This is a genomic window from Nocardia pseudovaccinii, from assembly GCF_050942345.1.
GTDB classification, from domain to species: Bacteria; Actinomycetota; Actinomycetes; order Mycobacteriales; family Mycobacteriaceae; genus Nocardia; species Nocardia pseudovaccinii.
Genome location: NZ_CP192074.1, coordinates 7,182,889 through 7,195,103 on the forward strand (window position 1 = coordinate 7,182,889; position 12,215 = coordinate 7,195,103).

Annotated in this window: 8 protein-coding genes; 2 read left to right on the forward strand and 6 right to left on the reverse strand. The window is 66.8% G+C overall.

Annotated features, from left to right (window positions below; translation table 11 throughout):
* Positions 1 to 7: 7 nt before the first annotated feature.
* Positions 8 to 934 carry an ADP-ribosylglycohydrolase family protein gene (locus ACQPZ2_RS32345; protein WP_433521904.1) on the forward strand — a complete coding sequence of 309 codons (927 nt, stop codon included), beginning with the start codon at positions 8 to 10 and terminating at the stop codon, positions 932 to 934.
* On the opposite strand, the gene ACQPZ2_RS32350 is transcribed toward ACQPZ2_RS32345, so the two are convergent.
* From ACQPZ2_RS32350 to ACQPZ2_RS32360, 3 genes are all read right to left on the reverse strand, one after another.
* Positions 931 to 4,182 carry an arabinosyltransferase domain-containing protein gene (locus tag ACQPZ2_RS32350; RefSeq protein WP_433527578.1) on the reverse strand — a complete coding sequence of 1,084 codons (3,252 nt, stop codon included), beginning with the start codon at positions 4,180 to 4,182 and terminating at the stop codon, positions 931 to 933. The two genes, ACQPZ2_RS32345 and ACQPZ2_RS32350, sit on opposite strands and share 4 nt — an antisense overlap.
* 131 nt (positions 4,183 to 4,313) lie before the next feature.
* The gene (locus ACQPZ2_RS32355) at positions 4,314 to 4,814 is read right to left on the reverse strand and encodes a hypothetical protein (RefSeq protein WP_433521905.1); all 501 of its coding nucleotides are present in this window, start codon (positions 4,812 to 4,814) and stop codon (positions 4,314 to 4,316) included.
* 96 nt (positions 4,815 to 4,910) lie between these two features.
* A complete protein-coding gene (locus ACQPZ2_RS32360; protein WP_433527579.1) occupies positions 4,911 to 6,365 on the reverse strand; it encodes a DNA polymerase IV in 1,455 nt (484 codons plus the stop codon).
* Positions 6,366 to 6,741: 376 nt separating this feature from the next.
* Between ACQPZ2_RS32360 and ACQPZ2_RS32365 the strand changes: the two genes are divergently transcribed.
* Positions 6,742 to 7,617, forward strand: coding sequence for a UTP--glucose-1-phosphate uridylyltransferase (locus ACQPZ2_RS32365; protein ID WP_433521906.1), 876 nt, complete (start codon positions 6,742 to 6,744; stop codon positions 7,615 to 7,617).
* 8 nt (positions 7,618 to 7,625) lie between these two features.
* Here the strand turns inward: ACQPZ2_RS32365 and ACQPZ2_RS32370 are convergent, their stop codons facing one another.
* The 3 genes from ACQPZ2_RS32370 to ACQPZ2_RS32380 all read right to left on the reverse strand — a co-directional run bounded on the left by ACQPZ2_RS32370 (position 7,626) and on the right by ACQPZ2_RS32380 (position 12,142).
* A complete protein-coding gene (locus ACQPZ2_RS32370) occupies positions 7,626 to 8,159 on the reverse strand; it encodes an NlpC/P60 family protein (RefSeq protein WP_433521907.1) in 534 nt (177 codons plus the stop codon).
* A 356-nt stretch (positions 8,160 to 8,515) separates the two neighbouring features.
* Positions 8,516 to 11,647 carry an isoleucine--tRNA ligase gene (gene ileS / locus ACQPZ2_RS32375; RefSeq protein WP_433521908.1) on the reverse strand — a complete coding sequence of 1,044 codons (3,132 nt, stop codon included), beginning with the start codon at positions 11,645 to 11,647 and terminating at the stop codon, positions 8,516 to 8,518.
* Positions 11,648 to 11,941: 294 nt separating this feature from the next.
* Positions 11,942 to 12,142, reverse strand: a complete 201-nt coding sequence (locus ACQPZ2_RS32380) for a hypothetical protein (RefSeq protein ID WP_040688662.1) — start codon at positions 12,140 to 12,142, stop codon at positions 11,942 to 11,944.
* Positions 12,143 to 12,215: the final 73 nt, after the last annotated feature.

The following is a 12,215-nucleotide window of genomic DNA, read 5'->3' on the forward strand; positions in this document are numbered from 1 at the left end:
TTTCTTGATGCTGGACGATGCGCAACTGGATCGAGCGGCGGGTGTCCTGCTCGGCACCGCGGCGGGCGATGCGCTCGGGGCGGGCTACGAATTCACGTGGCCGGGAACGCAAGTCGCGATCGAGATGATCGGCGGCGGGCCGTGCCGGTGGGCACCTGGACAATGGACCGATGACACCTCGATGGCGATCGCCATCGCACTGGCGGCCGATAAGGGGCCCGGCATCGATCTCGACGAAGTGGCAGCCGGATTCGTCCGGTGGTTCGATTCCGATCCACCGGATATCGGCATCCAGACCCGCGCCGTGCTCTCGGTGCGCCCGCGCTCGGCCCGGGAGATGCAGACGCAGGCCATGTCCTTGCACGGCAAGACCGGCGGCAACGGTTCGCTGATGCGCACCGCCCCTGTCGCCCTTGCCTATCTCGGCGATGCGGACGAATGCGTCCGCATGGCCGGCGCGATCGGCGCGCTCACCCATCACGATCAGCAGGCGATCGAGGCCTGCAAGATCTGGACCTCCGGCATCCGGCACGCCGTGCTCACCGGAACCCTCGACGGTGTCCGCCAGTTCGTCGACGCCTCGCCGAGCGCCGCCTACTGGACCCACCTGCTCGACCAGGCCGAAGCCGGTACCCCGCAAGACTTTTCGAATAACGGCTGGGTCGTGCACGCCCTCCAGACCGCCTGGTGGGCCATCACCACCGCCGACGCCTCCGATCCGGACCACCTCCCGCGCGCACTCGAACTCTGTGTCCGCGCGGGCGGCGACACCGACACCACCGCCGCCATCGCGGGCGGCCTCCTCGGCGCCCGCTGGGGCGCCACCGCCATCCCGCACCACTGGCGTCAGCTCCTGCACGGCTATCCGGGCTTCACCGCCGCCGACCTGACCGTGTTGGCCACCCGCATAGCGACCAACAGCATCACCCGCTAGTACGCCGTATTGATGTGGCCCGGCGTCCAGAGGCCGGAGTGGTCCTGCTGGGTTATTTCGGGTTTCGCGGGGTCGGCCTTGGGATCGATGCGGACCAGCTGTTGGAGTTCGCCCCAGTCTCGCCGCCAGTCCTGGTCCAGGTAGGTGGCCAGGGTGCGGGGACGCAGCAGCATATTGGACCAGCCGAGCGGCCCGCCGCCGTCGTGGCTCTGCCAGAGGGTGGTGATCTCGGCACCCGGACGGTCGGGGAGGATGCGATAGGCCGGGATCTCGGCGATATTGTCGCGGTGGTCGTAGGGGCGCTGGTTGGGGAATTGCAGGCCTACCATCCAGTCGGTGAGAACCGGGACCTGTGAGCCGACAACATCGTTCAGCGTTCTGGTCTGCGGCACCCGCGGTGGGGTGACGGCCAGCCATTGCTTGGGATTGCGGTCGCGATCGACGGCGACGATACGGATAACGTCTGCGCCAGTGGGGATTTCGCTGAAGGGTACGCGCAGATTACGCCACGACGGCGCCGGTCCGATATCGATCGGGGTGACCTTGCCCATGGGCTCTGCGGTGTTCTCGGAATCGGTTGCGCCGTATTCGATTTCGAGGGTCTGCCCCGGAGTGACGATGCCGTCGGCGTCGACCGAGCGGATCCGGCCCGCCGCGGTCAGCGCGATAATGCTATTGCGGTCACCGGGTTCCGGAAGCCGGTACCAACCCGTGGTCAGATCGGCGGGGCCCGCGTCACCGGAGCCGTAGCTGCCGAGCACCGGCGTGGTCGCCGGGTTCAGTCCGAAAGGCAGTGCGGCGGTGGCGGTTCCAGCCGTGTTCTCCGAGGCGGACTTACTGCTCAACGCGTCGGCGATACTGCCGGTCGGACTCGAATCGTCGTCGGGGCGCAGATCGGCGGCCACACCCGAACCGGTGAATCCGGAGCCGGTGCCCGACAGCGTGCTCACCGCATCGCCGGTCAGCGGGCGCAGCCTGCCCGCATTCGGATCGGTCTCCACCAGCACATGACCGGCCAGACCCGCCGTCTTCCCGGTGAGCGCTTCGATATTCGAACGCGCCAGCGAGAACGCAGGCCCCTGGGCCACCGCCGCCTTGGCGAAGGAGCCGACATCCCAGACCACGAGCAGCGCCAGCGCGATGGTCAGTGGCGGCAGCACCGACACCCGCCACGCGAGACGCGAAACCCGATGCGGGGTACCGGGTTCCGGCGACCGCACATGCCACCACGCGGCCACGGCCAGCAGTGCGGCGGCGGCCAGCAGGAACAGCTTGTTGAGCTCGATACCGGCGATCACCGGCGGTTTATCCCACCAAGGAATGCCGTAAGACGAGACGTACCACCACTTATTGGGCCCGGAGAACACCAGCGCGAGCAGGAAAGCGACCACCGCGGCGAACAGTGCGCGGTAGCGCGGCGCCCGCAAAACCCTTGGCGCGACGGCCATCGCGGTCACCATGGCGACGGCACCGGCCACACCCGCGTACACACCGAAGTGATGAGTCCACTTGGTCGGCGTGACCATGATCAGCAGCAGTGCGCCGACGGTGACACCGAGAATGCGCCGGGTCGGCCCAGCCGCCAGCAGCGGAATCCGACCGCCCTTGCGCAGCAGGACGATGACACACACGATCAGCCCCGCCAACATCGCGAGCACACCGATCCGGCGGCCGACCGAGCCGTCGGTCTCGCCTTGGAAGAGGTACTGATAGCGCAGATAGTCGTTGAACCATTCGACATCCGGGCCGACGATGTGGTGGATCCGCTTCATCTCGAACATCGCCGCCAACGGCTGATCGGCGAACATGATCGCCAGCGCCACGATACCGGCGGCCAGCAGCGGGGCGAGCAGCACCGCATAGCCCACCAGCCGGGCACCCATCGATCCCCGAGTCCCGGTGCGGTCCATAATGATTCGCGCGACCGGCCGCAAGCCCGCCAGCAGCGCTGCGATACAGATCACACCCGACGGCCCGGCCGTACAGGCGAAGGCCGCGACCAGGATCGCGAATCCGGCGGGCAGCAAACGCCGCGTGGCAATGGCACGTTCGACCAGGCACCAGGTGAGCAGCAGTCCCAGCGCGACCGGCGGTTCCGGACGCAGCCCGTTGTCGTAGGCCAGCCAGATGGTCAGGAAGCCGAGCGCACCGGTCCACATCGCGACGCGGTTGCCTCGCACCGCGACCCCGAGCCTGGTCGCCACCTCGCGGCTCAGCAGCAGCCACATCAGCACACCGCAGCACAGCGCGGGCAGCCGAACCCACGGACTGGCGGTGCTGATCTCCGTCATGATCCGGATCAGGTCGTAATACGGTGTGCCGACCGGATTTTCGGGCACCCCGAAGTAGGCGAAGTAGTTGGCCATGTAGCCCGCGACACCCGACGCACGGGCCATACCGAACTGATAGCCGTCATCGGAGGTGGTGGACCCGATGAAGTACCAGACCACCATGGTGCCCAGCACCACGGCATCGAGCAGCGTGAATGTCCACCAGCGCTGCGGCAGGAAGCGACGCACCCGCCGACCGTCCAGCCGATCGAGCCGATACAGCGCGACCAGCGCGACAATCGTGCACAGCACCGCGAGCCAGATCGCCGTGCGCTTCACCGGAGTGGGCGTCGAGGAGAACCTGGTGTCGAGTTCGGCGGTGACGCGGGCACCGTCGGCCGCGGCCAGATCACTGAAGATGCCAACCATCTGCGGCCGGTAGTCGCCATTGAGCACCACCGGGAATCCGGGCGCTTCGAATCCGACCAGGGTGGCGGTCGCACTGGTGTTGTCGGCGTGCACCGTGAGTTCACAGCCCGGAACCAGCTCGGCCACCGGCACGCTGAGCAATGCCTGATTGCGCAGCACCACATCCAGCCGCGCCGGAGTGTCGGCTCCGGCGTGCACGCGGGCGACGAATCCGTAGCGCTCGAGGTCCGGCGCGCCATCGGGTCCGGTCGCCGCGAGAGTGCCGCCCTTGGCGCTGAGCTGGTTGATCGCGGTGCACGGCAAGGTTGCGTCGAAAGTCAGTGGCGCATAGGAGATCAGCGGCGCCTCGATACTGCGCGCCGAACCCGCCTGCGGCCAGGTCAGCGTCGCCGCGTCCACCCGCACCGGCAGCAGCGGCACCGCCACCGCGAACAGTGCGCCGAGCAGGCCCGCGATCAGCGCGATCGGCCCGGCCCAACCCGTCCGCGTCTTCGATTGTGCCGTCCCGAGTTCGGAGTGCTCGACGGACGGCTGCCCCGCCCACACCATCGTGTCAGCCACGGGGCCTGATCCTAACGGTAACTATTTCAAACGAAAGTTCTTGCCGGCGTGCGGCATTGATTCACAGCAAGCACACAGCTGGCGCGGCCGACACCGGGTCGGCCGCGACCGCTGGTCTATCAGCTGCAGGCCACCGACTGCTGGCCGAGGTTGGTCAGCATGGTGCAGGCCCAGGCCTTCTGGATCTTCCACTTGCCGTTCTCGGCGACGAACGGCACGTCGATAATGTTCTCCTGGCCGTTGAGCAGGACCTTGGCCTTGGCATTGACGCTGTCGCCGAAGCTGGTCACATCGGTGACCGTGATAGTGACATTGGCACCCTTGGCGGCCTCGGCGAGGCGGTTCGGCAGTTCCGGATCGGCCTCGGCGCCCTGCACACCGTCGAGCTTCTCCGAACTAGGGATCGACGGATCGAGAGCACGCTGCAGCTGCGTGTTCAGTTCCGCGACGGAGGGGACCGGCGGCAGATTGGTGGCGCTCGCGCCGGCCGAGGCCTTGGCGCTGGTAGTGGTCTTCGCGGCCGGCTTGCTGTCTTTGTCATCGCTGCAGGCGGTCATGCCGAGTGCGGCGACGACGGCCAGGGCGGCGATGGCGATGCGTCCAGTCTTACGAAGCTTCAACTGCTCGTCCTTTGCGTTCGAGTAGGTACATGTCGTTCCACCAACGGCAGCAGTCACCCGAATCGGCGACGCTGCACGAATGACCCAGGCTACCTGTCAGCGGAGACTGCCGAGCGGATCCGCCCGGGACAGACTGATGTCGTCGGCGGCAAAGGTACGCGCCGGACCGGGCCCTGTCGAGCTGGTCTCGAACCGAACAGTAACCACACCGAGCCCGGCACCCTGCACCCATCCGTGCCCGAATTCAGGGTGCGTGACGTCCAGTCCTGGATACCACAACGTCGCGCTCCGCATCGACGAATCGTCCTGAGCTGCACCAACGCTCGGCTGCGTGGTCACGGGGACCGGAGATGTCGCGGTTACTCCCACCTCGACGCCTACCACCCCGACCAGCGCACCCGCGCCGAGCTCGGTGGCTCCGTCATCAGCCGCGGACAGCCCCGCCTGTGCGCCCCAACCATCGGAGTGCGGCGCGTCGCCCTCCCAGACGCCGCCGTCCTCGACCGGCGCCTGATCCAACTCCGGGAACAGCGACTCCTGCCGGACCGTCGACAGCCCGCCGTAACCCACCCCGACCAGCCGGATCGGCCCGAGCTCGGCCGGATCAATGGCCGAGCGCTGCGCCGCCGTGGTCAGCGTGGCCAGTTCGGTCGTCGCGTACGGCAGGGTGAACGACCTGGTCACGATGCTCATATCGGATTTCCTCAGCTTCAGCACCACGGTGCGTGCGGCCCGCCCGTCCTTCTCCAGACGACGGTGTGCGGCCGCCGCCATGGTCTCGATCGCCGGACGCAACTGGGCCATCGTGACGATATCGGTCTCATAGGTGTTCTCCGCGCTGATCTGCTTGGCCTCGGCCCGCTCGGCGACCGGCCGGTCGTCGATGCCGCGGGCCAGCCGGTGCAGTGCCGCGCCGACGCTGCCGCCGAGAATGGACACCGCCTCCAATTCCGGCAGCGCCGCGAAGGCGCCGACGGTCTCGATACCGAGCGAACGCAAGCGGCCCTCGGCCACCGGACCGATTCCCCACAGCTTGCGCACCGGCAGCCCGGCCAGCAGTTGCTGCTGCTCATCCGGCGAAACCACCCGCACCCCATCGGGTTTGGCCATTCCGGAGGCGATCTTGGCCAGCTGCTTACCGGTACCCGCACCGACCGAGGCGACCAGTCCGGTCCGCTGCCGCACCAGCGCACGCAACTCCTCGCAGAATTCGCGCACCTGCTCGACGGTCGCGCCCACCAACTCGGCGGGCTCGCCGAACGCCTCGTCGAACGACAGCGTCTCCAGGACCGGGATGCGGCTGCGCAACGCGTCGAACACCCGCGCGCTGACCACGCCGTAGACCGCACCGCGCGGCGGTACCACCACCGCGGTCACCCCGACCAATCGCCGCGCCTGATGCATCGGCATGGCCGAGCGCGCACCGAAGACCCGCGCCTCATAGCTCGCCCCCGCGACCACACCGCGCCCACCGGTGCCGCCGACCAGCACCGGGCGCCCGCGCAGCGTCGGCCGCGTCAATTGTTCGACCGAAGCGAAGAAGGCATCCATATCGATATGCAGCACCCACCGCCGAGCCGTGCGCACGAACGCGGCCCCCGCCGCGCCTCCCCCGGCGGCCACAGCGGTGTTGTCGGTGCTCACGCACCGGAATCTACGCGGCCCCACCGACAGGTCGGCCCACCGCACAACACCGCGTCAACCTGTGAAGACGACGGACAACCTGGGTGCCGGGTGCACGTCAGCCGAGTAGTTTCTGCGAGATTGCTACCGAGCTTCGCGGCGCGACGACGCGGCGAGCGCGGCGCTCTGCCCTGCCCAACCACCCGTGACCAGGTCCGATACCGATATGTTGCCGCCTCGACATGCCCGGCCCAAGCCTGGGGATCACCGGTTCGTACCCGCTCGGGTATGTGATGATCGGACCATGAAGATCCGCAAGGCCGTGATACCGGCCGCCGGAATCGGCTCCCGGCTGCTCCCGCTGACCAAGGCCATCCCCAAGGAGATGCTGCCGGTCGGCGATAAGCCGGTTATCGAGCACACCGTCCGCGAGCTGGTCGCATCCGGAATCACCGATATCACCATCGTGGTCAGCAGCGGAAAATCCCTGATCCAGGATCATTTCCGCCCCAATCCGGCCCTGGTGGCCCAGCTGCGCGCCGACGGCAAGGACGCCTACGCCGACGCGGTGGAGGAGGTCGGCGAGCTGTCCCGGCTCGGGCATATCACCTACCTCGATCAGCACGGGCCCTACGGCAACGGCACCCCGGTGCTCAATGCCGCCCGCAATCTCGGCGACGAGCCGATGCTGGTGCTGTGGCCCGACGACGTCTTCGTCGCCGGGGTGCCACGCGCCCAGCAGCTGATCGACGCCTATGAGGCGACCGGCGCGCCGGTGCTCGCGCTGATGCCGATGGATCCGTCCGAATCCCAGCGCTACGGCGTCCCGGTCGTCGCGGACGACCAGGGCAACGGCCTGCTGCGCATTACCGGGCTGCGGGAAAAGCCCAAGCCCGAGGACGCACCGTCGAACTATGCCGCGATCGGCGGCTATGTCGTCACCCCCGGCATCATCTGCGAACTGCGCAGACAGACCGAGCAGTGGTATGAACACCGCACCGGCGAGGTGTACCTCACCGATGCCATCAATGTGCACGCCGCGGACAATCCGGTCTTCGGCCAGGTCATCCAGGGCCGCTGGTACGACACCGGCAACCCGGCCGACTACCTGGTCGCGCAGTTCGCCTCGGCACTGACGCATCCGCAGTACGGACCGCTGCTGCGTCAGCTCGTCGATTGATACCGGGATCAGAAACGGCGGATGGTGTAGATATCGAACTCGCGGAGCGGGTGCAGACCGACCGGAACGCCCCAGTCGTGCGCATCCAGGACCTGCCCGAGGCCCGCGTAGATGCCGACATGTGACGCGTCGTCATTGAGGATGACGACATCGCCCGGTGACAGGGCCCGGAACGGCACCGCCGCGCCGACCTTGGCTTGCTCATAGGTGGTGCGCGGCAGCTTCACCCCGACCTGACGGAACGCCCACTGGACCAGCCCCGAGCAGTCCCAGGCGAAGGGGCCGGTTGCGCCCCATTCGTAGGGTTTGCCGATTTGGGTGTAGGCCGCGGCGAGTGCGCCGAGTCCGGCGATACTCGGCAGCGGCAGCGCCGCGGACCCGCTGGAGCTGCCGGAACTGCCGGATGCGGAGCCGGAACTACCCGAGCCGGACGCGCTGCCGGTGTCACCGCGCACCGGTCCGGCCAGGACGAGCGTCACGACGACCGATACCAGAAACCCCATAGCTATCCGGCGAAATGCCTTCTTGTGCGCGCCGATCATATGCTCGCCCCTTCCGTCGACCTGGCAGAACACGCGGTACCGGCCTCGTCATCGGGGGATGGAACCGCACGTCACAGCACCTGCGCCGAGGCACGCATCTGCATGTGGCGCAAGGTATTTCAGGTAGAGCAGTTCAAGCACGAATATTCACTGCCGTCACAGAAGTCGATCTGCGTACCAGCAGTAACATGCCGATTGTGCCGGGCATTGTTCGAGCACGACAAGGAAATCAGCTAATTCTTGGCATGTGATTTACATCACATGAAGGGCGTGGCTGCAGACGCAAGTCGGGGCGGGATCTCGAGATCCCGCCCCGACTGCTGTTCGGACGACCGCGCTCCAGCCGAGCCGCCGCGTCAGACCTTCGCGATCGACACCCGCACGCCACCGACGATGTCGGCGGCATCCGCGCCCGGATCACCGAATGTCAGCTCGGTGGCGAGGATTTCGCCCGCGATGAGGTCGCGATGGGTCTGCGCCCAGACCTGCTTGTCGTCGGGCACCGCGAGCACCACGGTGATGCGATCGGATACGTCCAGTCCCAGGGACTTTCGCGTCTCCTGCAGATCGCGGATCACATCGCGGGCCCAGCCCTCGGCCTCGAGCTCTTCGGTCACCACCGAATCGAGCACGACCAACCCCGCATTGCCGGGCAGGGCCGCGGTCGACTCCGGCTCGGCCGCGACCAGGCGCTGGGTGTACTCCTCCGGCAGCAGTTCGACGCCCGCCGCGGTGACCACACCGGCGGCGTTCTCGGACCATTCGCCCGCCTTCACCGCCTTGATCACCGTCTGCACATCCTTGCCGAGGCGCGGGCCTGCGGCACGGGCGTTCACGACCAGCTCGAAACGGCCGTGCACGGCGACATCGGTGGTCAGGTCTACCTTCTTGACGTTCACCTCATCGGCGATGATGTCGGCGAACGGCCGCAGCCGCTCGGCATCGGGCGCGGCGATGGTGACCTCGGCCAGCGGCAGGCGCACCCGCAGGTTCTGTGCCTTGCGCAGGCTCAGCACCGTCGAGCAGACCACCCGGACCTCGTCCATGGCCGCGACCAGATCCGGATCCTCCGGCAGCTCACCCTCCTTGGGCCAGTCGGCCAGGTGCACCGACTGCTCGCCGGTGAGCCCGCGCCAGATCACCTCCGAGATCAGCGGCAGCAGCGGCGCGGCCAGCCGGGTGACGACCTCGAGCACCGTGTGCAGCGTGTCGACCGCATCCCGGTCTTCCTCCCAGAAGCGTGAACGCGACCGGCGCACATACCAATTGGTGAGCGCGTCGGCGAAGGAACGCAATTCCTCGCAGGCGCCCGCGATGTCGTAGACCTCGAGCGCCCCGGTCATCACATCCCGGGTCGCAGCCAGCTTGGCCAGGATGTAACGGTCCAGCACATGCGGCGAATCCGTCCGCCACACACCGGTTTTCGAGGCGTAGAGCTGCAGGAAGGTCCACGCGTTCCACAGCGGGCGCAGCGCATGGCCGATCCCCTCGCGGATGCCGCGCTCGGTGACGATGAGATTGCCGCCGCGCAGGATCGGCGAACTCATCAGGAACCAGCGCATCGCATCGGAGCCGTCCCGGTCGAACACCTCGTTCACATCCGGGTAGTTGCCCTTGGACTTGCTCATCTTCAGTCCGTCGTCGCCGAGCACGATGCCGTGCGCGGCAACGGTTTTGAAGGCCGGACTGTCGAACAGCGCGGTCGAGAGCACGTGCAGGTTGTAGAACCAGCCGCGGGTCTGCCCGTTGTACTCGACGATGAAATCGCCCGGGAAGTGGCTGTCGAACCACTCCTTGTTCTCGAACGGGTAGTGCACTTGGGCGTACGGCATCGAACCCGATTCGAACCAGCAGTCCAGCACCTCCGGCACCCGGCGCATGGTCGACTTACCGGTCGGATCATCGGGATTCGGCCGGGTCAGCTCATCGATGTCCGGCCGGTGCAGATCGGTCGGGCGCACGCCGAAGTCGCGCTCCAACTCCTCCAGCGAGCCGTACACATCGGTGCGCGGGTAGGCAGGATCATCGGAGACCCACACCGGGATCGGGCTGCCCCAGTACCGGTTGCGGCTGATATTCCAGTCCCGCGCACCCTCGAGCCACTTGCCGAACTGTCCGTCGCGGATGTGTTCGGGCACCCAGGTGATCTGCTGATTCAGCTCGACCATCCGGTCGCGGAATTTGGTCACCGCGACGAACCAGGAGGGCACCGCCATGTAGATCAGCGGCTGGCCGGAGCGCCAGCTGTGCGGGTAGGAGTGCTCGATAGTCTCGTGCCGCAGCAGCTTTCCGGCCGCCTTGAGGTCCTTGATGATCACCGGATTGGCGTCGAAGACCATCAGGCCCTCGTACGGCGGCACCATCGAGGTGAACTTGCCGCCCGGATCCAGCGGCTGCACGAGTTCGATGCCGTTTGCGCCGGCGACATCCATATCCTCTTCACCGAAGGCCGGTGCGAGGTGCACGATTCCGGTGCCGGAGTCGGTGGTCACGTAGTCGGCGGTCAGCACGCGGTGCGCGTTGGGATGACCGACGAAGAAGTCGAACGGCGGTGCGTAGGCCAGATCCGAGAGGGCGGCGCCGTCGAACTCGCCGAGTACCTCGGGCTCATCGCCGAATTCGCGAGCATAGTGCGAGACGCGCTCGGCGGCCAGCAGATAGCGCTTACCGTCGGCGCCGCGCACGTGCACGTAGCGGACATCCGGGTGCACCGCGATCGCGAGGTTCGACGGCAGCGTCCACGGCGTGGTGGTCCAGATGAGTGCGTTCGCGCCGTCGAGTTCGTGCAGCGGATGCTCACCCGGCACGCGCAGCACCATATCCACGGTGACGGCCGGATCCTGACGCATCTTGTAGGCGTCGTCGAGCCGGCTTTCCTGATTCGACAGCGGAGTCTGCTCGTACCAGCTGTAGGGCAGCACCCGGAAGCCCTGGTAGATCAGGCCCTTGTCGAACAGCGACTTGAACGCCCACATCACCGACTCCATGAAGTCGAGATCCAACGTCTTGTAGTCGTTGTCGAAGTCCACCCAACGGGCCTGACGCGTCACATAATTACGCCATTCCCCGGTGTAGCGCAGTACCGACGATTTACAGGCCGCGTTGAATTCCGCGAGCCCCATAGCATCGATCTGTGATTTGTCCGTGATACCGAGCTGCTTTTCCGCTTCGATTTCCGCGGGCAGTCCGTGACAGTCCCAGCCGAAACGTCGATCGACCTGCTTGCCACGCATGGTCTGAAAACGCGGGACGAGATCCTTGACGTACCCGGTGAGCAGATGTCCGTAATGTGGCAACCCGTTGGCAAACGGCGGTCCGTCGTAGAAGACGAACTCCGCCGCACCCGAACGGTTCTCGATGCTGGCGCGGAAGGTGTCGTCGGTGGCCCAGGCGTCCAGTACCCGGCGTTCCAGGTCGGGAAAGGATGCACCGCTGCCAGCACCCAGATCGACGCGCGGGTATGCGCTGCTGGAAGGTTCGTCCGCCATCGCGGATCCGTCTCCTCGTGCCGCCGCGCCGTGGCGCGTATGTGTCAGCACGGGGACGATGACGACGCCGGTTGCGTCGAAACCGCGGTACCACCCCGCTTGTCCGGGCGGCGCGCCGATCCGCGCGACCAACCAGGACCTCTCGTTTCGAGCTGTGACGGGCTCGCCCGTTCGGTTCTACTGAGTGCGGCCCGCGCACCGTTCTTCCGAAGACTCCCCGGTGATGGCCGGATCTACGCCGATTACATGTTTGATTCTAACCAGGACGGTCAAACCAGTTTGTCGGGGCCACGATTACCGTTTGGCATGCCGACCAGGTGGCGGCGCGGCATCGCCATCGGAGCTGCGCATAGAAAGCGCGCTCACCAGCAACAGCACAGCGCCCACGATACAGATAAGGATGCACCCCCAGGCCCACAGCACAGACCCGGTGGTCAGCGCGGCCACTAGCAGGGCGAACCCGATCGCCGCAAGGACGAGCGTCAAGACGAGCATTTTGACCCCCTAGGCATGCCAGGCGGCTCGGCGTACCTCTAGCTACTCGAACGGCAACTACAGCGGAGATATC